This window comes from Mycobacterium shunyiense, assembly GCF_058270075.1.
In genome coordinates, this window is the sequence record NZ_JBZDPU010000005.1 from 287085 (window position 1) to 312149 (window position 25065).

The following is a 25065-nucleotide window of genomic DNA, read 5'->3' on the forward strand; positions in this document are numbered from 1 at the left end:
GAAGGCTCGTAGAGGTCGGCCTGGTGCTGCGAAGTGGGCGGCCGGGCGGGAAAGGTTCACTCCTCAGCAAATATTGCCTCCACGAAGGTGGTGGGCGTAATCAGCGGTGGTGGCTGCGTACGTATCGGCGAAACACGTCGCGGTCCAAGCGTTAGTGGCTAATTCGCTATGTTAACGGGGGTCGCGGTGGCGGGAACGCCACAGTGCATCGCCCACCGGGCGGCGAGTAGCAAATATTGACGATTTTTCTAAAACCGCCTGGCGACCGGGCTGTCTGGGTTAGGTTTAGAACGTGTTCCATTTAACTCGCCCAGATGGTCTGGAGAACTGGTGAGCATCAATCCATTCGACGACGACAACGGCAGTTTTTTCGTTTTGATCAACGACGAGGAGCAACACAGCCTGTGGCCGGCCTTCGCAGATGTTCCGGCCGGCTGGCGGGTGGTCTACGGCGAGGCGGATCGCGCCTCCTGCCTGGAGTACATCGAGCAACATTGGCCTGACATCCGGCCGAAGAGTCTCCGCGAGAGGTTGGCACAGGGTCGGACTGTTGATCAGTAAGCCGTCGGCTGGAAATACCCGAAGTGATCACGGGGCACTTCCGCTCACGCGGGGCCAGCTGGACATTTGGCTTGCCGAGGAGTCTGGGCGCGCCGGTGTCAAGTGGCAGCTGGGAATGCTTGCCCGTCTCGACGGCGTCATCGAACATGACGTCCTCGAACGGGCCATTCGTCACGTGGTCGCTGAGGCCGAACCCCTCAGGGCTGTATTTGCGGAGGTAGACGGCCAAGTTTTCCAGACAGTTGTCGACTATCCGGACATCGAACTCGGCCGCTACGACTTGACGGGCTCGGCCGACCCGGTGCAGGACGCCTATCGGGTGGTTGCAGCGATCCGTCGAACGCCGATGCCGCTGGACGGTCCGCTGTTCAAGTTCGCGTTGATGCAGACTCGGTCTGACGAGTTCTACTTTTTTGTGTGCTGTCACCACATCGCGATCGACGGCATCGGCATGGGTCTCGTCATTCACCAGATTGCCGCCGCCTATACAGCAATCGATGCCGGCGAGGCGATACCGCCCACGATCTTCGGCCCGCTGAAGAGCATCATCGATTGCGAGTCCGAATACGAGGCTACCGACGATTACCTCGTTGATCAGGCCTATTGGTCCAAGAATGTACCGCCTGAAGCTGAGTCTCGTCCTGGACCCGCCGTCGGAGTCGCAAACCCGATCGATGAGTACGAGCCTTCTGCGCCAATCCGATTGGATCGTTGCGCGGTCGACAGGGCGCGAGAGCTCTCGAAAGCTCTCGGGGTCCGCCGAGCGTCGGTGGTCGCCGCGGCGTACGCGCTGCTCGTACATGGCGAGACCGGGGGATCCGAGGTTGTCCTCGATTTTCCGGTGAGTCGACGGGTGAGTCCTGAAGTACTGCTGATGCCCGGGATGGTCTCCGGAGTCGTGCCATTGGTTCTGACAACGTCACCGCAGTCCACAGTGGCCGAATTCTGCAGGCATGTCGACACGCGCATCCAGGAAGCGATGCGCCATCAGCGTTTCCCGCTCCGCGCTATCGAGAACAAGACGCGTTTCCAGGGGGCCGGGCAGCCGTCGACTCGGGCCGCGATCAATTTCATCCCGACCATCCCGGTCGCCTATTTCGGTAGCACTTTCGGGTCGGGGACGGTGACCCACACCGGGCTGGTGGATCAGTTCGGTCTCGTGTTCCTCCAGGAAGGTGAAGATCTCCTTCTCAGCATGACGGGCGTGGGGGAGCTGTTCGCCGGCTGCGACGCAGGCGATTTGGCGGACCGTTTCCAACGGGTGCTGACATCGATGACGGCCGACCCGGGACGGTCGATTTCCACTGTCGACGTCCGTGATGAGCTCACCGGGTTGGACGGGTGGGGTAATCGGGCGGCGCTCGAGGTGCCGGCTGCGGTGTCTGTGTCATCAGCGGCAATTCCGGAGCTGTTCGCCGCGCAGGTGGCCCGCGATCCGGCTGCGGTGGCGGTCAGTTTCGGTGACAGTTCGATGTCCTATCGCGGGCTGGATGCGGCTGCGAATCGGTTGGCGCACTTGCTTGTCGAGCGCGGTGTCGGTCCGGGGCAGCGGGTTGCGCTGCTGTTTCCACGCTCGGTCGAGGCCATCGTGGCGATCCTGGGTGTGCTCAAAACCGGTGCGGCGTATGTGCCGATCGATCCGTCGGTACCCGATACCCGGCTGGAGTTCGTGCTGACCGATGCATCCCCAGTTGTCGCCGTGACCACCGCCGATCTGTTGGATCGGCTCAGTGGGCGCGGGCTGGCGGTGATCGATGTTCACGACCGTTCGGTGTACGGCCGGCCGAGTACGCCGCTGCCGGCGCTGCCGACACCGGACGATACCGCGTATCTGATCTACACCTCGGGTACGACGGGTGTGCCCAAGGGCGTGGCGATTCCGCATCGGAATGTGACGCGGTTGTTGGATGCAATCGATCGTGATGTGGCGTTGTCGTCGGGTCAGGTGTGGACGCAGTGTCATTCGTTGGCGTTCGACTTCTCGGTGTGGGAGATCTTCGGTGCGCTGCTGCATGGTGCGCGGCTCGTCGTCGTATCCGAATCGGTGACGCGCTCGCCTGAAGAGTTCCACGCACTACTCGTCGACGAGCACGTCACGGTGCTGAGTCAGACTCCGTCGGCGTTCTATGCGTTGGCTGCCGTGGACACGGCACAGCCGGAGAACCGGCTGGCCCTCGAGGTGGTGGTGTTCGGTGGAGAAGCACTCGACCCGCCCCGCCTGAAAGCATGGCTGGCCGAACACCCTCGGCTGCCCCGGTTGATCAACATGTACGGGATCACCGAGACGACGGTGCACGCCTCGTTCCGTGAGATCACCTCCGCGGACGCCGAAGGCGATGTGAGTCCGATCGGTGTGCCACTGGCGGATCTGGCGTTTTTCGTGCTCGACGACTGGTTGCGTCCGGTGGCTACCGGTGCGGTGGGCGAGTTGTACGTGGCCGGTGCCGGTTTGGGTTATGGCTATGTGGGCCGGGCTCCGTTGAGCTCGACGCGATTTGTGGCCTGCCCCTTCGGCACACCGGGTGCGCGGATGTATCGCACCGGGGATCTCGTCTGTTGGAGTGCCGACGGGGAGCTCCATTATCTGGGTCGTGCCGACGAGCAGGTCAAGATTCGTGGCTACCGGATCGAGCTCGGTGAGATCGAAGCCGCATTGACGGCTTTGGTTGGCGTCGAGCAGGCGGTGGTGATCGCCCGGGAGGATCGCCCCGGGGACAAGCGGCTGGTGGGTTACCTGATCGGGTCCGCCGATCCGTCCGTGGCACGTGCGGCGCTGGCCGAGCGTCTGCCGTCCTACATGGTGCCCACGGCCGTGATCGCCTTGGATGCGTTCCCGTTGACCGTCAACGGCAAGCTCGACCGGAAAGCGTTGCCCGCACCCGAATATCACGACGTCGATGACTACCGGGCCCCGTCCACTCCCACCGAGGAGATCCTCGCCGGCATCTACGCCCAGATCCTGGGACTGGACCGGGTCGGCGTCGATGCATCGTTCTTCGAGTTGGGCGGGGACAGCATCCTGTCGATGCAGGTGGCCTCCCGAGCCCGCGCGGCGGGGCTGGTGTGCCGCCCCCGGGACATCTTCGTCCAGCAGACTGTCGCCCGCCTCGCTCAGGTGGTCGGGACGACCACGGTTGCGCACCGGCCCGCCGACGACGGACTGGGTTCGGTGACTGCGACCCCGATCATGTGGTGGCTGAAGGACCTGGAAACGGCCGACAGCCCGATCGACCAGTTCAATCAGACGGTGGTGCTGCAGGCACCCTCCGAAATCAGCGAGTGCGATCTCGTAATCCTGTTGCAGGCCTTGATCGATCGGCACGGCACACTCCGGTTGCGTGCCCAGGACGACGGCGCGGCCAGATGGTCGTTGACTGTTCCCGATGTGGGCTCGGTTGACGCCGCCGACTGCCTGCACGCGGTAGATGTGCTGTCCGATGAGGCCCTGCTGACGGCACGGTCGCGGTTGAACCCGGCCGCCGGGACGATGCTCAGCGCGCTGTGGGTGTCTTCTGCACGCCAGCTGGTATTGATCGTTCACCATCTGTCGGTTGACGGGGTGTCGTGGCGAATCGTGTTGGAGGATCTCAACATCGCCTGGGCCCAGCTTCGCAGCGGGCAGCCTCCGGCATTGCCGGATACCGGCACGTCCTTCGGTCGCTGGGCGGATCTGCTGGCTCACGCTGCGCGGCACCCGCACGTAGGGGAGCTGGCACAGCAGTGGCGGCAGATCGCCGCGACACCGGCGAAGTTGCCCGAGCCGCAACCCGAGGTCGACACCTACGCGACCGCCGGACAGCTGTCGATGGTGCTGGACGCCGAGACCACCCAGATGCTGCTCGGCGCAGTGCCTGCCGCGTTTCACGCCGGGGTGCATGACATCTTGTTGATCGCCTTCGGGTTGGCGGTGGCCGAATTCTCACGCGCCGGCGGCGCACCGATCGCCATTGACGTCGAGGGTCACGGTCGCCACGAGGAGATGGCAGACCTGGGTGGGATTCCCGCTCGAGATGTCGACCTGTCGCGCACGGTCGGATGGTTCACCACCAAATACCCGGTGGCGTTGAGCTTCGATCGCGGTGGTGGCCTGTCGTGGGCCCAGGTGGTCGCCGGTGATGCGGCTCTCGGCGCCACGCTCAAAGATGCCAAGGAGCAGCTGCGGGCCCAGCCCGACGGCCTGACTTACGGCCTACTGCGGTACCTGAACCCGGACGTGGACCTGGCCGGGCCTGACCCGGTGATCGCATTCAACTACCTGGGGCGCCTGGGGGCGACGCCGGACGAGACGTCCGCTGATGTCTGGCGGATCTGCCCCGATGGCTTCTCGTCGGCGAGCATCGCAGCGGCGGTGCCCACCGCACTGGGGCACACCGTGGAACTCAACGCGGCCACTGTCGACACCGCCGTCGGCGTCCAATTGAATGCCGACTGGACGTGGGCGCTCTCTGCGCTCGACGACGAGCTGGTGAACCGATTGGGCCAGTTGTGGTTCGAGGCCCTGACCGGCATCTGCGAGCATGTGCGTCGCGGTGGCGGCGGCTTGACTCCGTCGGACATCGCCCCGGCCGAGTTGAGCCAGCAGCAGATCGACGAGCTGAGTCGGCAGTACCGCGTCGCCGACGTGTTGCCGCTGACACCGCTGCAACAGGGACTGCTCTACCACGCCGGCGCCGCACTGGACTCTGACGACGTCTACGCGATGCAGCTCGACATCACATTGAGCGGACCGCTCGACGAGAATCGGCTCCGCGATGCGGTGCAGACGGTCGCGGCACGGCATCCCCACCTCGCGGCCCGGTTCTGCGAACAGTTCGAGCAGCCGGTGCAGGTCATCTTTGTCGACCCCGCGGTGCCGTGGCGGTTTGTCGAACTGAATCCCGACGCCGACGTCGTCGATGACCAGATCCAGGCGGTCTGTGCCGCCGAACGTGCCGCGGTGTGCGACCTCCACAACCAGGCGCCGTTTCGGGCTGCCCTCATCCGCGTCGCGGATGAGCGGCACCGTTTCGTACTGACCACCCACCACATCGTCCTCGACGGCTGGTCGATGCCGATCCTGCTGCAGGAGATCTTCGCAAGCTTCGGTGGGCATCGGCTGCCTGCCGCCGCACCGTACCGCCGATTCGTCACCTGGCTGGGCGAACGGGATCACGCCGGCGCCCACGAGGCGTGGCAGGAAAGGTTGACTGGCTTCGACACTCCCACCCTGGTCGGCCCGGGAGACCGAAAAGGGCTGGGGCAACGAGGCGTCGAGTCATTCCGGCTGCCCCTCGAGATCACCCGGGCCCTCGGCGACCTGGCTCGCTCGCATCACACCACCGCCAACGTGGTGTTGCAGGGCGCGTGGGCGCTGATGCTCAGCTCGCTGACCGGTCAGTCTGACGTCGCATTCGGCACGACGGTCTCGGGGCGTCCGGACGAGGTCGCCGGCGCGGATTCGATGGTGGGCCTGCTCATCAACACGGTGCCGGTTCGGGCCACCTTCACGCCGGCAACCAGCACCGCGGACCTGCTCGATCAGCTGCAGAGTGCCCACAACGACACGCTCGAGCATCAGCACCTGGCGCTCCGGGACATCCACCGCATCACCGGCCAGGACCAACTGTTCGACACCCTCCTGGTTTTCGAGAACTATCCGATCGAGACCACCGCGCCGCTGGGTGTCGACGGCTTGACCGTCACCGAGTTCGATTTCCGCGAGTCCAACCACTACCCGCTGGCGGTGCAGGCGCTGCCCGGCCGCGAGACCGGGCCACGCGTCGACCGCGAAATGCAGCTACGCGTTGAGTACGACACCGATGTCTTCGACCTCGGCGCCATCGAGGTCCTGATCGATCGGTTGAAGACGATCCTGGCGTCGATGGCCGTGGATCCGGACCGGCCATTGTCGTCGGTCGATCTGCTGGACGAGCGCACGCACTCCCGCCTCGACGAGTGGAGCAACCTGGCGGTATTGGCCAAACCGGCCACAGCGCAGTCAATTCCGACGTTGTTCGCCGAACAGGTCGCGCGCACGCCCGACGCCGTGGCGGTGACCTTCGACGGCCGGTCGATGACGTACCGGGAACTCGATGTCGCAGCCAACCGGCTTGCGCACCTGTTGGCAGGTCACGGCGCCGGCCCGGGTGAGGTTGTGGCGCTGCTGTTCTCCCGGTCTGCCGAGGCGATCGTGGCGATTCTGGCGGTGCTGAAGACCGGCGCGGCCTATGTCCCGGTGGACCCGGCACTTCCGTTGGCGCGTATCGAGTTCATGGTGGCCGACGCCGCCCCCATCGTCGCGGTCACCACCGCCGACCGGCGGTCGCGTCTGGACGGGTGCGACCTCCACGTCATCGACGTCGACGACGCGGCTGTGGACCACCACCCCGCCAGCGCGCCCTCGGGACCGGGACCCGACGACATCGCTTACATCATCTATACCTCGGGCACCACCGGTGTCCCGAAAGGTGTTGCCATCCCGCATCGGAACGTACCCGGGCTGTTCGGCTCACTCGACACCAACGTGTCGTCAGGGCCGGGTCAGGTTTGGACGCAGTGGCATTCGTACAGCTTCGACGTCTCGGTGTGGGAGATCTTCGGTGCGTTGCTGCACGGCGCACGTCTGCTGGTGGTGCCTGAACACGTCGCCGAATCGCCCGACGCTTTCCATCAGCTGCTGGTCGCCGAACGCGTCACCGTGCTGAGTCAGACGCCCTCGGCAGCGGGGATGATCTCGCCGCAAGGCCTGGACTCGGCTGCCTTGGTGGTGGCCGGCGAGGCCTGCCCGTCTGAATTGGTCGACCGCTGGGCGCCCGGACGCGTGATGATCAACGCCTACGGTCCCACCGAGGCCACGGTGTACGCGTCGATGAGCGCACCGCTCGCCCCGGGGCCGGTCGTGCCCATCGGCAAGCCGGTGGCCGGGGGAGCGCTGTTCATCCTGGACGCCTGGCTGCGTCCGGTGCCGCCCGGAGTGGTCGGCGAGCTTTACATCGCCGGTCGCGGTGTGGGCGTGGGTTATTGGCGCCGGGCAGGTTTGACCGCGTCGCGGTTCGTGGCCTGCCCGTTCGGCAGCGCGGGACAACGGATGTATCGCACCGGCGATCTGGTGCGGTGGGGCGACGACGGTCAGGTGCAGTACCTCGGGCGCGCCGACGAGCAGGTCAAGATCCGGGGCTACCGCATCGAACTCGGTGAAGTACAAGCCGCGCTTGCGGCTGTCGACGGGGTGACACAGGCGGTGGTGATCGCCCGCGGCCACGACGCCGGTCCCGTGCGTCTCGTCGGCTACATCACCGGCACCGCCGATCCGGGCCAGGTCCGCGCCGAGGTGGCCGAGCGGCTGCCGAACTACATGGTCCCGGCCGCGGTGGTGGCGATCGACGCGGTGCCGCTGACGGTCAACGGCAAGCTGGACCGACGCGCGCTGCCCGCACCTGACTTCGCCGGCACCGATCACTATCGGGCACCGTCCAACCCGGTCGAGGAGATCCTGGCCGACGCCTATGCCCGGGTCCTGGGCCTGAATCGGGTAGGTGTCGACGACTCGTTCTTCGATCTGGGCGGGGATTCGCTCTCCGCGATGCGTCTGGTCGCGGCGGTCAACACATCCCTGAAGGCAGGAATCGGGGTGCGCTCGTTGTTCGACGCGCCCACGGTCGCGCAGTTGGCGTGCCATATCGGTGGGGAAGCGGCTCAGTTGCAGCCGCTGGCCGCCGGTGAGCGCCCGGACGTGGTTCCGTTGTCGTTCGCCCAGTCGCGCTTGTGGTTCCTGGATCAATTGCAGGGCCCCTCATCGGTTTACAACATGACGGCCGCCTTCCGCCTCAGCGGCGCGCTGGATGTCGATGCGTTGCGTGCGGCGCTGACCGATGTGGTGGACCGGCACGAGAGCCTGCGGACGTTGTTCGCCGCACCCGACGGGATTCCCCGCCAGGTGGTGATGGCACGTGGATCTGTGGAATTCGGTTGGGAGGTCGTCGACGCCACCGATTGGACGGCGGTGCGCCTACAGGAGGCCGTCGAGGCCGCGTCGCGACACACCTTCGACCTGTCCACCGAGATCCCTTTGCGGGCCCGGCTGTTCCGCCTGGCAGAGGACGAGCACGTGCTCACTGCGGTGGTGCACCATATCGCCGCCGACGGCTGGTCGATCACTCCGCTGGTGGCCGATCTGGGGGTGGCCTACACCAGTCGATGCGCAGGACAGGCACCCGGTTGGGCGGACCTGGCGGTGCAGTACGCCGACTACACGTTGTGGCAGCGCGCCCAGTTCGGCGATCTCCAGGACAGCCACAGCCGAATTGCGGGGCAGGTGGCCTACTGGCAGGACGCGCTGGCCGGGATGCCCGAGCGCACCGCGCTACCCACCGATCGGCCCTACCCGCTGATGTCCGATCAGCGGGGCGCGACGTTGGCGGTGGACTGGCCCGCCGAGTTGCAGCAGCAGGTGGCCCGGTTCGCTCGGGAGCACAATGCGACCAGTTTCATGGTGGTCCAGGCAGCGCTGCTGACGCTGCTGTCCAAGCTCAGTGCGAGTGCGGATGTGGCGGTTGGCTTTCCGATCGCAGGACGTCGCGATCCGGCACTGGATGACCTGGTCGGCTTCTTCGTCAACACCTTGGTTCTGCGGGTCGACCTCTCAGGCGATCCGACGGTCGCCGAGGTCCTGGCTCAGGTTCGCGCGCGGAGTCTGGCCGCGTTCGACCACCAGGATGTACCGTTCGAGGTGCTGGTCGAGCGGCTGAACCCGACTCGGTCGCTGGCACATCACCCGTTGATCCAGGTGGCGTTGGCATGGCAGAACCTCGGCCGGCACGACGTCAACGATCCGGCCGCCGGAATGGCGTTGGGCGATCTGCAGGTCTCCCCGGTGCCGGTGGATACCCACACCGCGCGAATGGATTTGAATTTCTCGCTGACGGATCGCCGGACCGACGCCGGTGAGCCGGCAGGCATCGGCGGGACGGTGGAATTCCGCACCGACGTATTCGACGCCGACACCATCGCAACACTGGTCGCCCGGCTGCAGCGAGTCCTGACCGCGATGACTGCCGATCCGGCCGCGCGGTTGTCGTCGGTTGATCTGCTCGATGCCGATGACCACGCCCGTCTCGCGGCGGTCGGCAACCAGGCGACGCTGACCCGCCCCGCGCCGAGGGCCGTGTCGGTGCCGGCATTGTTCGCCGAACACGTGACGCGTACTCCGGATGCAGTGGCGGTCACCTGCGGCGACCGTTCATGGACCTACCGCCAACTCGATGAAGCCGCGAACCGGTTGGCGCACTTGCTGATCGGTTATGGAGCCGGTCCCGGCCGGTGTGTGGCGCTGCTGTTCAACCGGTCAGCCGAGGCGATCGTGGCGATCCTGGCGATCCTCAAAACCGGTGCCGCATATCTTCCGATCGATCCGTCGGTGCCCGATACGCGGCTGGATTTCGTGCTGGCCGATGCGGTACCAGTGGCCGCGGTCACCACCACCGATCTGGTCGAGCGGCTGCAGGGCCGCAGCTTGGCGATCGTCGACGCGAGCGTCGAACCCGGCAAGCAGTCGACTAACGCCCTCCCGGCGCCCGATGCGGACGACATCGCGTACCTGATCTACACGTCGGGCACCACAGGCGTTCCTAAAGGTGTCGCGGTCACCCACCACAACGTGACCCAGCTCCTCGAGACACTCGACGCCGGACTGCCGCACCCCGGCGTATGGCCGCAGTGCCATTCGCTGGCCTTCGATGTTTCGGTCTGGGAAATCTTCGGCGCTCTGCTCCGTGGTGGACGGGTGGTGATGGTGTCCGAGGAGATCACCGTTTCCCCGGAAGACTTCCACGCCTTGCTCGTTCGCGAGAACGTCGACGTTCTCACCCAGACACCGTCAGCAGTGCGGGTGTTGCCGCGCGAGGGGTTGGAGTCGGCGGCACTGGTCGTGGTCGGTGAGGCCTGCCCACCCGAGGTGGTGGAGCAGTGGGCTCCTGGCCGGGTGATGATCAACGCCTACGGTCCGACCGAGACCACGATGTGTGTGGCGATCAGTGCGCCCCTGAAGGTGGAAGCCGCCGGACCACACGTGGTCCCCATCGGCTCACCGGTTCCCGGAGCGGCGCTGTTCGTGCTCGACGAGTGGTTGCGTCCGGTTCCGGCCGGAGTCATCGGCGAGCTGTACGTGGCGGGTGCAGGCCTGGGATACGGCTACGTGGGCCGGACCGGGTTGACCGCCTCACGGTTTGTCGCATGTCCGTTCGGCGGCGTCGCAACGCGCATGTATCGGACCGGAGACCTGGTGTGCTGGCGGCCCGATGGGCAGCTGGAGTACCTCGGCCGCGCCGACGAGCAGGTCAAGATCCGCGGCTACCGCATCGAACTCGGTGAGGTCCAGGCCGCCCTGGCCGAACTCGACGGCGTCGAGCAGGCCGTCGTGATCGCCAGGGAAGACCGTCCCGGTGACAAGCGGCTGGTCGGATATCTCACCGGCACCGCGGATCCGGCCGGGGTCCGCGCCGCGCTGGCCGAGCGGCTGCCCGCCTTCATGGTGCCCGTCGCCGTGGTGGCGCTGGCGGCACTTCCGTTGACGGTGAACGGAAAACTCGACACCCGGGCCCTTCCCGCGCCCGACTACGCAGACGGGGAGCGTTACCGTGCCCCGGCAGACGCCGTCGAAGAAGTCCTGACCGGTATCTACGCACAGGTTCTGGGGCTGGAGCGGGTCGGAGTCGACGACTCGTTCTTCGACCTCGGCGGCGACAGCATCCTGTCGATGCAGGTCGTTGCGCGGGCCCGCGCGGCCGGCCTGGTGTGCCGCCCACGCGATGTCTTCGTCGAGCAGACCGTGGCCCGGTTGGCCCGGGTTGCCGGTGTAACCGCCGGATCACATGGCCCGGTCGACGAAGGCGTGGGACCGGTGCCGGCCACCCCGATCATCAGGTGGCTGCATGCCGTGGAACGCTCCGGCGGCCCCATCGACCAGTTCAACCAGACGCTGCTGGTGCAGGCTCCCGGTGGGGCGACCGAAGCCGACGTCGTCATCATGTTGCAGGCCGTGCTGGATCGGCATGCCATGCTGCGGCTGCGTGCCGAGGCCGACCAGGCGGGCGGGTGGTCGTTGACCGCGCCCGAGCCGGGTTCTGTCGACGCAAGCGAATGTCTGCAGTCGGTGGACGCCCTGACGGATGAGGCACTGGTAGTCGCACGGTCGGGGCTGGACCCGGCCTCCGGCGCGATGTTGCGGGCGTTGTGGGTCACCTCCACGGCTCAGCTGGTGTTGGTCGTTCACCACCTGGCGGTCGACGGGGTGTCGTGGCGAATCATCCTGGAAGACCTCAACATCGCCTGGGCGCAGCATCGCGGCAGCCAACCGGTCGTGCTGCCTCCCGCGGGGACGTCGTTCACCCGCTGGGCCGGACTGCTGGAGGCCTACGCGAGCGATCCGGACGTTGCGAGCCGGGCGCAGGAGTGGCGACGGATCGCAGCGACGCCCGCGGTGTTTCCGCCAGTGCACCCCGAAACGGATACCTACGCGACCGCCGGCCAGTTGCCGATATCGCTGGACACCGAGACCACGCGAATGTTGCTCGGCGAGGTGCCGACAGCGTTCCACGCCGGGGTACACGACATCCTCCTGATCGCATTCGGCCTCGCGCTGGCTGAATTCACGGGCAGCGGCGGCGATCCGATTGCGCTCGATGTCGAGGGCCACGGGCGGCATGAGGAGATTGCCGCTGACGTCGACCTGTCCCGCACGGTCGGGTGGTTCACCACGAAATACCCGGTTGCACTGTCTCTGGGCGCGCTGTCCTGGGATCAGGTGATCGCCGGTGACCCGGCGTTGGGCGCGGCGGTCAAAGAGGCCAAGGAACAGCTGCGGGGCCAACCGGACCCCTTGTCCTACGGGCTGCTGCGCTACCTCAACCCCGATGTCGACCTCGACATGGCCGACCCCACAGTCGGATTCAACTACCTCGGCCGCCTCGGGGGCGGGTCCACGCAAATGACCGGCGAGTTGTGGCAGATGCCGGCAGAAGCCGCATCGACCACCGCTGTGACCGCGGCGATATCGATGCCGTTGTCCCACACCGTGGCCCTCAATGCCGGCACCGTCGACACCGGTGCAGGCCCACATCTGCAGGCCAACTGGACCTGGGCGCAATCGTCGATCGACGAGGCCGAGATCATGCGGCTGAGCCAATTGTGGCTGGACGCCCTGAGCGGTCTCTGCGTGCACGTGCGAAGTGGCGGAGGAGGATTGACCCCGTCGGACATCGCGCCGGCCCGGCTTGCCCAGCACGAGATCGACGAATTGTCACAGCAGTACCGGATCGCGGACATTTTGCCGCTGACCGCGCTACAGCAAGGCCTGGTCTTCCACAGCAGCACCGCGCAGGGGCCCGACGACGATCTGTATGTCGTCCAACTGGACATCACGGTCGCCGGAATGCTCAACGAGCACCGGCTGCGCGATGCTGTACAGGCCGTTGCCAATCGCCATCCACACCTGGCGGCCCGATTCTGCGAGCAGTTCGACGAGCCGGTGCAGATCATTCCGGCCGATCCCACCGCGGGTTGGCGATATGTCGAATTGGGCGCCGCGGCAACCGAGGAACAGATCCGACAGATCTGCGCCGAGGAACGCAGCGCGGTGTGCGACCTGGCCCATCCACCGGCTTTCCGGGTGGCGGTCGTCCGCACTGCGAACAACCGACATCGAGTGCTGCTGACCAATCACCACATCGTGCTCGACGGCTGGTCGCTGCCCATCCTGTTGCAAGAGATCTTCGCCTGCTATCAAGGGCTTCGGCTGCCCGCGGCCACGCCGTATCGCAGTTTCATCACCTGGCTGGCCGATCGCGACGTCGCGGCCGCACACGCAGCCTGGCGCGAGGTACTGGCCGGCTTCGACACACCCACCTTGGTCGGTCCGTCGCAGAAGTCAGGGTCGGGGCGCCGTGGCGTGCGGGCGCATCGACTGTCCGAGCAGACCACCCGGGAGCTCAATGATCTGGCGCGCTCACACCACACCACTGTCAACATCGTGCTGCAGGGTGCGTGGGCACTGCTGCTGAACTCCCTTACCGGCCAGCATGACATCGCCTTCGGCACGGTGGTCTCGGGTCGGCCGGCCGAGGTGCCCGGCGCGGAATCGATGGTGGGTCTGCTGATCAACACGGTGCCCGTGCGCGCTGACATCACCGCGGCGACCAGCACCGCCGACCTGCTCGACCACCTGCAGAGCGCACAGACCAAAACCCTTGAGCACCAATATCTGGCGCTCAGCGAGATTCATCGCATCACCGACCAGGACCGTCTGTTCGACACCTTGTTCGTGTTCGAGAACTACCCGGTGGACACCAACGCATTGTCCGGAGTGGACGACGGACTGGAGATCACCGAGTTCACCAGCCACGAGTCCACCGACTACCCGCTCACGATGCAGGCGATACCCGGTGACGAACTGCGGCTGCGTCTCGAATACGACACCGATGTGTTCGACCCGACCGACATCGAAGCCCTCACCAAACGGATCGAGGCGATCCTGGCGGCGATGACCGCCGCCCCGGATCGGCAGCTGTCGGCGCTGGATCTGCTCGACGAGTCCGAACGGGCGCGCCTTCAGCGCTGGGGCAACCGGGACGTCCTGGCTCACCTGCCGCAGCCGACGTCGGTGCCGGAACTGTTCACCGCCCAGGTTGCACGTACGCCGGAGGCGGTGGCGCTGGTCTGCGAGGACCGGACCTTCACCTACCGCGAACTCGACGAGGCCGCGAATCGATTGGCACACTTGCTCGTCGGTGAGGGAGTAGGACCCGGCGAGCGGGTCGCGTTGATGTTCCCCCGTTCGGCAGAGGCAGTCGTGGCGATCTTGGCGGTGCTCAAGGCCGGTGCGGCCTACCTGCCGATCGACCCGGCCCTGCCGGAGACCCGGGTCGATTTCATGCTGACCGACGCCGCTCCCATCGCCGCGGTCACCACCAGGGCGCTGTTCGATCGGTTCGACGGTCACCAGCTGAGGATTTTCGACGGCGGCGATGTTGCCGACCCCATCGTGGCCACCCAGCCCAGTACGGCACCGACGCCGCCGGCCCCCGACGACATGGCCCACATCATCTACACCTCGGGCACCACCGGGCAGCCCAAGGGTGTTGCGGTCACCCAGCACAACGTGGCGCAGCTGTTCGACTCGTTGCAGATCGGGATACCGCTTGCGCCGGGACAGGTGTGGACGCAGTTCCACTCATATGCCTTCGACTTCTCGGTGTGGGAGATCTGGGGTGCGCTGCTGCACGGCGGGCGCCTCGTGGTGGTGCCGGAGTCGGTGACGCGCTCACCGGAGGACTTCCACGACCTGTTGGTGCGTGAACAGGTCACGGTGTTGACGCAGACCCCGTCGGCCGTGGGCGTGCTGGCGGTGCAAGGCCTGGACGACACGGCGCTGGTGATCGGCGCCGAGCCCTGCCCGCCGGACCTGGTGGATCGCTGGTCTCCGGGGCGGGTGATGGTCAACGTCTACGGCCCGACGGAGACCACGATGTGGTTGTGCGCCAGCACGCCTCTGGAGGCCGGTTCCGGTGCGCCGCCGATCGGCTCGCCCACGGCGTGGGCGGCGTTCTTCGTACTGGACGAGTGGCTGCGCCCGGTGCCCGCAGGCGTGGTCGGCGAGTTGTACCTGTCGGGTGCCGGTGTGGGCGTGGGGTATTGGCGTCGTACGGGATTGACCGCATCGCGTTTCATGGCGTGTCCGTTCGGGGAACCTGGCTCGCGCATGTACCGCACCGGCGATCTGGTGCGTTGGCGCGCCGACGGACAGCTGGACTACTTCGGCCGCGCCGATGAGCAGGTCAAGATCCGCGGGTATCGCATCGAGCTCGGCGAGATCCAGTCCGCGCTCACCGCGCTCGAGGGAGTTGACCAGGCAGCGGTGATCGCCCGCGAGGACAATCCGGGTGACAAGCGACTGGTTGGCTACATCACCGGGACCGCCGATCCCGTCCAGGCACGCGCCGCGCTGGCCGAACGCTTGCCGGGCTACATGGTTCCCGCCTCGGTGGTGGCGCTGGCCGCGCTGCCGGTGACGGTGAACGGCAAACTCGACGCCCGGGCGCTGCCGGCGCCGGACTTCCAGGACGCCGGTCACTATCGTGCGCCCGCCGGCCCCGATGAGGAGATCCTGGCCGGGATCTTCGCCCGCGTCCTCGGCGTGGAGCGGGTGGGCGCCGACGACTCGTTCTTCGATCTGGGCGGGGATTCGGTCTCGACCATGCGCCTGGTCTCCGCGATCAACGCCGCTCTGGACACCGAACTGTCGGTACGCACGGTGTTCGAAGCGCCCACGGTCGCCCAATTGGCATTGCATGTCAGTGAACGCGCAGGGCGCCTGGAGCCACTGGTGGCCGGGGAACGCCCGGATGTGATCCCACTGTCGTTCGCCCAGAACCGGTTGTGGTTCGTCGACCAGTTCCAGGGGCCGTCCCCGGTTTACAACATGCCGGTCGGTCTGCAACTGCATGGGCACCTCGACGCGGACGCGTTGGGTGCAGCGCTCGCGGATGTGGTGGCTCGCCATGAGAGCCTGCGGACGTTGTTCGATGCGCCGGAGGGAACACCTCGGCAGGTGGTGGCATCGGTCGACGCGATCGAGTTCGGTTGGAGCGTCGTGGATGCCACGGCTTGGCCGGCCGGTGCGCTCAAGGAGGGCATCGCCGAGACAGTGCGGTACAGCTTCGACCTGGCTGCCGAGATACCCTTGCGGGCAAAACTTTTCCGCGTCGCGGAAGATGAGCACGTACTGGTGGCCGTCGTGCACCATATCGCCGCCGACGGGTGGTCCCTTACCCCGCTGGTGCGTGACCTGAGCGTGGCCTACGCCGGCCGGAGCAGGGGAGAGGCTCCCGAATGGGAGCCTCTGCCGGTGCAATACGTCGACTACACGCTGTGGCAGCGTGCGCAGCTCGGTGATCTCGACGACACCGACAGTCCGATCGCCGCGCAGCTGGCCTACTGGGAAGAGGCGCTGGCTGGCCTGCCCGAACACCTGGCTCTGCCAACCGACCGTCCTTACCCGCCGGTTGCCGATCAGCGCGGGTCCACCGTGGCGGTGGATTGGCCGGTCGAGTTGCAGCAACGGGTGAATGAGGTGGCCGCCGAGCACAGCGCGACCAACTTCATGGTGATGCAGGCTTCCCTCGCCGTTCTGCTGTCCAACCTGGGCGCGAGTTCAGATGTGGCCGTTGGTTTCCCGATCGCCGGGCGCGGTAACGCAGCTCTCGATGAGCTGGTGGGCTTCTTCGTCAACAACTTGGTGTTGCGAGTGGATCTGGATGGGAATCCCACGGTGGCGGAGTTGCTGGCGCAGGTGCGGACTCGCACCCTGGCCGCCTTCGAGAACCAGGACGTGCCGTTCGAAGTTCTGGTGGAGCGCCTCAATCCGACCCGGAGCCTGACCCATCATCCGCTGGTGCAGGTCGCGTTGGCTTGGCAGAACCTTCCCTGGCAGGACACCGGTCCAGCGGACGGGTTGACCCTGGGCGATCTCCAGGTGACACCCCTGCCGGTGGACACCCAGACCGCCCGTATGGACCTGACCTTGTCCCTCGGCGAACGGTGGACCTCCGACGGTGAGCCCGCCGGGATCGGCGGCGCGGTGGAATTCCGCACCGACGTGTTCGACGCAGACAGCATCATGGCGCTGATCGCGCGGTGGCAGCGCGTATTGGCAGCGATGACATCCGATCCCACCCAGCGGCTGTCGTCTCTGGATCTGCTCGACACGGCCGAGCATGTCCGCCTCGACGGCTGGGGCAACCGGGCAGTGTTGACGACTCCCGAGCCCGACCGCTCCGCCGTGTCGATTCCAGAACTGTTCGCCATACAGGTCGTCCGTGCCCCCGAGGCGGTGGCCATCTCCGCCGACGGTCGCAGCATGACTTATCTGGAACTCGATAGTGCCGCACACCGGTTGGCCCACAAGCTGGGTGCCCACGGTGTCGGCCCGGGGGCATGCGTGGCACTGCTGGCGGAGCGCTCCGCGGATGCGGTGGTGGCCATGCTGGCCGTGCTCAGGACCGGTGCGGCGTATCTGCCGATCGACCCGGTGCTACCCGATGCGCGGATCGAATTCATGCTCGCCGACGCCGCACCGGCCGCCGCGATCGTCACCGCGGGTCTCGCCGACCGACTGGCCGGATGCGACGTCCTGGTCATCGACGTCGGTGACACCGCCGACGTCGCACACCCGGATCCCTACGGGGCCACCGACATCCGACTCGCGGCGCCGGAAGCCGACGACATCGCGTATCTGATCTACACCTCGGGCACCACCGGTGTCCCCAAAGGCGTGGCGATCACCCACCGCAACGTGACCGAACTGCTGGGGACCCCGGACACCTTCCTGGCCGGAAAGACCTGGACACAGTGGCATTCCTACGCCTTCGATGCCTCGGTCGAGGAGATCTGGGGCGCGCTGCTACACGGTGGCCGACTGGTGGTCGTACCCGAATCTGTGGCTCGCTCACCAGAAGATCTGCAGACCCTGCTCGTTGCCGAACAGGTCGACGTGTTGAGCCAGACCCCGTCGGCGGTGGCGATGTTGTCACCTGAGCGGTTGGCCGGCGTGACGTTGTTGGTGGCCGGTGAGGCCTGCTCGGCCGACACGGTGGACCGTTGGGCGCCGGGGCGGGTGATGGTCAACGCCTACGGCCCGACGGAAACGACGATATGTGCCTCCAGGACTGTGCCTTTGAGCGCCGGGTCCGGGGCGCCGTCGATCGGGGCGCCGGTACCGGGCGCGGCGCTGTTCGTGCTCGACGGATCGATGCGGCAGGTGCCGCCCGGCGTCGTCGGGGAGTTGTACGTGGCCGGCCGCAGCGTGGGTCTCGGCTACCTGGGCCGGGCCGACCTGACCGGCTCCCGCTTTGTGGCCTGCCCGTTCGGCCTACCGGGCAGCCGCATGTACCGCACCGGCGACCTGGTGTCCTGGGGCACCGATGGTCAATTGCGCTACGTGGGCCGTGCTGATGAGCAGATCAAGATCCGCGGATACCGCATCGAGCTCGGCGAGATCCAGGCGGTGCTGGCCGGTTTGGACGGCGTCGAGCAGGCGGCGGTGGTCGCTCGTGCGGACCGGCCCGACACCCTGCGGCTGGTGGGCTACGTAACCGGGACAGCGGAGCCGGGCAAGCTGCGTGCCCAGCTCGCCGAGCAGCTCCCGTCCTATATGGTTCCGGCCGCCGTGGTCGTCCTGGCGGCTTTGCCGTTGACCCCCAACGGAAAGCTGAACACCCGCGCCCTGCCGGCACCCGAGTACCAGGACATCGACCACTACCGTGCCCCCGCGAACCCCACCGAGGAGATCCTGACCGAGATCTACGCCCGCGTGCTCGGCGTGGAGCGCGTCGGAGTTGACGACTCGTTCTTCGACCTCGGCGGAGATTCCCTGTCTGCGATGCGTCTGGTCGCCGCGGTGAACACGGCCCTGGACACCGGCCTTGCGGTGCGGGTGCTGTTCGAGGCGCCGACGGTGGCGCAACTGGCACCCCGCATCGGCGGGGAATCGGCACGCCTTGATCCGCTGGTGGCCGGTCCGCGGCCCGCGGTGGTTCCGCTGTCGTTCGCGCAGTCCCGGCTGTGGTTCCTGGACCAATTACAGGGCCCGTCACCGGTTTACAACATGCCGACCGCACTCCGTATCAGCGGGGCACTCGATGTCGAGGCGTTGGGTGTGGCGCTGGCCGATGTGGTGGCCCGTCACGAGAGCCTGCGCACCGTGTTCCCGGCCGTCGACGGCATTCCGCGGCAGTCGGTGGTGGCGGTCGAGGACGCCCAGTTCGGCTGGGATGTCGTCGATGCCACCGGTTGGACCACGGAGCGGCTGCAGCAGGCCGTCGGCGAGGCCGCGAGTCACACGTTTGACCTGTCCACCGAAATACCGTTGCGGGCGCGGCTCTTCCGCCTTGCCGACGACGAACACGTACTGGCGGCGGTGGTGCACCACATCGCTGCCGACGGTTGGTCGGTCACTCCGCTGGTGGCTGACCTGGGAGTGGCCTACGCAGGCCGAAGCTCCGGACAGACGCCCGGCTGGGCTGATCTGGCAGTCCAGTACGTCGATTACACGTTGTGGCAACGCGCGCAGTTCGGCGACCTGGGCGACAGTCAGAGCCGGATCGCCTCGCAGCTGGCGTACTGGCAGGATGCCCTGGCCGGGATGCCTGAACGGGTGGATCTGCCCACCGACCGCCCCTACCCGCCGGCCGCCGATCAGCGTGGCGCCACGATCGCCCTGAGCTGGTCCGCCGACCTGCAGCAGCAGGTGGCCCGGGTGGCTCGGGAGCACAACGCGACCAGCTTCATGGTGCTGCAGGCGGCGCTACTGACCGTGCTCTCCAAACTCAGCGGAAGTTCCGATGTGGCAGTGGGTTTCCCCATCGCCGGACGCCGGGACCCTGCGCTGGATGAGCTGATCGGCTTCTTCGTCAACACCCTGGTTCTGCGGGCAGACCTGGCCGGTGACCCCACCGTGGCGGACTTGCTCGCCCAGGTACGGGCCCGCAGCCTCGCCGCCTACGAGCACCAGGATGTGCCGTTCGAGGTGCTCGTCGATCGGCTCAATCCGACACGCTCCCTGACCCATCACCCATTGATTCAGGTGGCTCTGGCGTGGCAGAACGTCCCCGGACGGGCCACGAACGCATCCGGCTCCGGGCTCGCGCTCGGCGACCTTGAGGTCAGCCAGATGCCGATGGACACCCACACGGCACGAATGGATCTGAGCTTCTCGCTGGCCGAACGCCGCACCGTGGACGGGGCTCCCGCCGGCATCGGCGGCACGGTGGAGTTCCGCACCGACGTGTTCGACGCGGCGAGCATTCAAACACTGATCAGACGATTCGAGCAGGTGCTGGTCGCGATGACCACCGACACCGACCGGCGGCTGTCCAAGCTCGACCTACTCGACGCCGTTGAACACGCCCACCTCGACGTGATCGGAAACCGGACCGCGCTCGCCCGGTCCGCCCGCACACCGGTGTCGGTTCCCGCGCTGTTCGCCGCGCAGGTCGCCCGCGCTCCGGAGGCCGTCGCAGTGACCTCGGACGGGCATTCGCTGACCTACCGCGGACTCGATGAGGCTGCAAACCGGTTGGCCCGCCGGATGATCGGATGCGGCGCGGGTCCTGGAACCTGCGTGGCCCTGCTACTGGACCGCTCCGCCGAGGCGATCGTCGCGATGCTGGCGGCGCTGAAGACCGGAGCCGCGTATCTGGCGATCGACCCGGCGCTGCCCGCGGCCCGGATCGATTTCATGCTGGCCGATGCCGCACCTGTCGTCGCGGTCACCACCGCCGCATTGGCTGATCGGTTGGCCGGACATCGCCTGCAGACCATCGATGTTCACGATCCGGCTTTGGCCGACCAACCGGCTACACCGCTTCCTGACCTGGCGCCCGAGTTCGCCGCCCATGATCTCGCCTACCTGATCTACACGTCGGGGACCACCGGTCTGCCCAAGGGCGTGGCCGTCACCCACGACAATCTGGCGCACCTGGCCCGGTCCACGCCTGCGGATCTCCCGGCGAATCAGGTGTGGACGCAGTGTCATTCGTACGCCTTCGACTTCTCGGTGTGGGAGATCTGGGCCGCCTTGCTGGGGGGTGCGCGCCTTGTGGTCGTGCCCGAGTCGGTGGTGAGCTCACCGGACGATTTCCATGCCCTGCTGGTCCGCGAGCAGGTCAACGTGCTCACCCAGACGCCGTCGGCCGCCGGGGCGCTGTCACCGCAGGGCCTGGAATCGGTCGCCTTGCTGCTCGGTGGTGAGGCCTGTCCCGGTGAGGTGGTTGATCGCTGGGCTCCCGGACGGGTGGTGATCAACGCCTACGGACCCACCGAGATCACGGTCTACGCGTCGATGAGCGTGCCATTGAAAACCGGAGCTGCCGGTCCGAATGTCGCCCCGATCGGGGCGCCTGTCGCCACGTCGGCGCTGTTCGTGTTGGACGAGTGGTTGCGCCCGGTGCCGCCCGGAGTGGTCGGTGAGCTGTACGTGGCCGGCGACGGAGTGGCATGCGGTTACCTCGGCCGGTCGGCCTTGACCGCAGCCTGGTTCGTGGCGTGCCCGTTCGGCGAGCCGGGGGAGCCCGCGACGCGGATGTACCGCACCGGGGATCTCGTGAGCTGGCGTGCCGACGGACAGCTGCAGTACCTGGGTCGCGCCGATGACCAGGTCAAGATCCGTGGTTACCGCATCGAGCTCGGCGAAGTGCAGACCGCTTTGGGCGGGTTGGACGGCGTGGGGCAGGCGGTGGTGATCGCCCGTGAGGACCATCCGGGTATCAAGCGCCTCGTCGGCTATGTCACCGAAGAGACGACCGGGACGGTGGATCCGGGCGCGCTGCGAGAGGCGTTGGCCGACCGACTGCCCCCCTACATGGTCCCGACAGCGATCGTGGTGCTGGAGGCGTTGCCGTTGACGGTCAACGGCAAACTCGACACCCGCGCCTTGCCCGCACCGGAGTACCAGGACACCGGTCGGTACCGTGCACCCGCGACCCACATCGAGGAGATCCTCACCGGCATCTACGCCCAGGTTCTCGGCCTCGAGCGGGTCGGGGTCGACGAATCATTCTTCGACCTGGGCGGGGACAGCATTCTTTCCATGCAAGTGGTCGCCCAGGCCCGGGCGTGCGGCGTGATGTGCCGTCCGCGTGACATTTTCGTCGAGCAGACCGTGGCCCGACTGGCACAAGTGGTCGGCGTGACGAGCGATGACGACGGTCCGGTCGACGAGGGGGTCGGGCCGGTGGCGGTGACCCCGATCATGCGCTGGCTGGAGCAGGTGGAGCGTGCCGGGGGTTCCACCGGCGAGTTCAACCAGACAGTGATGGTCCAGGCCCCGCCGGGAGCCACCGAGTCCGATGCCCAGTTGGTCATGAGTGCCCTGCTGGACCGGCATGCCATGCTGCGGTTGCGCGCCGAACACGACCAAGCTGGCAACTGGTCATTGCTGGTCCCCGAGAAGGGTTCGGCGCAAGCACATCTGGAGTCGGTCGACGTACTCTCGGATGAGGCGTTGGTGGCAGCCCGATCGCGGCTCGACCCGGCCGCAGGCACGATGGTGAGCGCGCTGTGGGTGGCATCCACCCAGCAGTTGGTGTTGACCATTCACCACCTGGCCGTCGACGCGGTCTCGTGGCGGATCCTGTTGGAAGACCTCAACATTGCCTGGGCGCAGCACTGCCAGGGCCGGCCGGTGGCATTGCCGGTGACTGGGACGTCCTTCGCGCAGTGGGCCGCACTGCTCGACGAGCACGCCCGCTCCGTCTCGGTGGAGGCTGAAGCCGACAATTGGCGACGAGCGTTGGCGACTCCATCCGTGCTGCCTGCCGTGCGACCCGAGCGGGACACGTATGCCACTGCCGGCCACCTCACCGCGTCACTGGATGTCGAGACGACGCGGGCTCTGCTCGGCGAAGTCCCCGCAGCGTTCCATGCCGGGGTGCAAGACATCCTGTTGATCGCCTACGGGCTTGCTTTGACACAGTTCCTGGGAGTTACCCTGCCGGTGGCCATCGATGTCGAGGGCCACGGCCGTCACGAGGAATTGGCGGAGCTGGATGGGCTTTGGGATCGGGCCGTCGATCTGTCCCGCACCGTGGGCTGGTTCACCACCAAGTACCCGGTGGTGCTCAACGTCGCGACGGATGTCGGACCGCGCCAGTCGGGCCTGAGCTGGTCTGACGTGAAGGCCGGCGATCCGGCACTCGGCCGCGTGGTCAAAGACGCCAAGGAACAACTGCGTGCGCTGCCCGAGGGACTGACATACGGACTGCTTCGCTACCTCAACCCGGATGTGGATCTGTCCGGTTCCGACCCTGCCGTGGGATTCAACTACCTCGGTAGGTTGGGCGCATCGGGCGCCGCGCCGCAGACCGACATGACCGGGCTGTGGCAGGTCAGCGTCGACGGAGCGGCGGTCGCCACGACTGCCGCGGCGATTCCGATGCCACTCGGGCATACGGTCGAGCTGAACGCAAGCACGGCCGAAACTGACGACGGCCCAAGCCTTTACGCTTCGTGGACCTGGGCTCCGTCGGCTCTGGACGAGTCGCAGGTCGGCAGGCTCAGCCAACTCTGGTTCGACGCCCTCACCGGAATCTGTGCACACGTCCGTGGGGGTGGCGGCGGTCTGACCCCGTCCGACATCGTTCCGGCGGACCTCACCCAGTCACAGATCGATGAGCTGAGCCAGGACCACGACCTTGCCGACGTGCTGCCCTTGACGCCGCTGCAGCAGGGACTCCTGTTCCAGGCCAACGCGACCCGCGGCAGTGACGACGACGATGTCTACGCCATGCAACTCGAGGTCACGGTCACCGGCCCGCTGGACCCCGACCGGCTGCGCGAGGCGGTACGTGCGGTGGTCGGGCGCCACCCGAACCTCGCGGCCCGGTTCGACAAGCGATTCGACGAACCCGTGCAGATCATTCCGGCGGATCCCGATGTGCCCTGGCAGTACCTCGAAATGGCCACGGAGACAGATGTGCAGCAGTTGTGTGCCGGCGAGCGGGCCGCGGTCTGCGATCTGGTCCACCACTCGGCCTTCCGTGCGGCGCTGATCCGGACCGCCGGCGGCGAGCACCGGTTCGTCATGACGTATCACCACATCGTGCTCGACGGGTGGTCACTGCCGATCCTGCTGCAGGAGATATTCGCGGGCTACTACGGACAACGCCTGTCGACTCCCGGATCGTATCGCCGGTTTGTGACGTGGATGGCCGAGCGGGATGTCGACGCCGCCCATACCGCGTGGCGTGAGGTGCTGGCCGGTTTCGCCACACCGACACTGGTCGCGCCGAACCGGACCCGGCCGGGGCGACGGGCCACCGAGACGTTCCGTCTGCCCGCCGAAACCACCCGGGCTGTCAACGAGCTCGCCCGGTCGCAACACACCACCGCCAACACCGTGCTGCAAGCCGCCTGGGCGCAGGTGCTCATGTGGCTCACCGGTCAGCAGGATGTGGCGTTCGGCGTTGCGGTCTCGGGTCGATCGGCAGAAGTGGCCGGCGCGGATTCGATGGTCGGCTTGCTCATCAACACAGTGCCGGTGCGGGCCACCATCACGCCGGACACCACCATCGCCGGTCTGCTCGAAGAACTGCAACGACGTCACGGCGACACCCTTGACCATCAGCATCTGGCACTCAGCGAGATCCACCGCGCCATCGGCCACGATCAACTGTTCGACACGCTGTTCGTGTACCAGAACTATCCGGTGGAGAGCGTGGCGGCATCGATGGCCGACGGATTGGCCATCACGGAGGTCAACGGCCGCGAGTACAACCATTATCCGCTTACCCTGCAAGCGATGCCGGGGACGGAACTGGTTCTCCGTGTCGAATTCGACACGGGCGTGTTCACCGCCAAGCGCGTCAACAAGATCGTCGGGCGTTTCCAGCGGGTGCTGGAGGCCATGACCGGGGAGGAACAACAATCGTGAGTGCGGACGCCAACCGGCGATTGTTGTCGATGGATCTGGACGACGAC

The 25065-nt window shown here is 66.8% G+C and carries 2 protein-coding genes; both read left to right on the plus strand.

What is annotated here, in order from left to right:
• Nucleotides 1-330 precede the first annotated feature (330 nt).
• Nucleotides 331-561: an MbtH family protein gene (locus AC4ELH_RS03810; protein WP_055113977.1), complete on the plus strand. Its 231-nt coding sequence runs from the start codon at nt 331-333 to the stop codon at nt 559-561.
• Nucleotides 551-25018 (plus strand): non-ribosomal peptide synthase/polyketide synthase, encoded by a 24468-nt coding sequence (locus AC4ELH_RS03815; RefSeq protein WP_498883272.1) that lies wholly within the window; start codon nt 551-553, stop codon nt 25016-25018. Before AC4ELH_RS03810 ends, AC4ELH_RS03815 begins: the two co-directional genes overlap by 11 nt.
• The last annotated feature ends 47 nt before the right edge of the window (nt 25019-25065 follow it).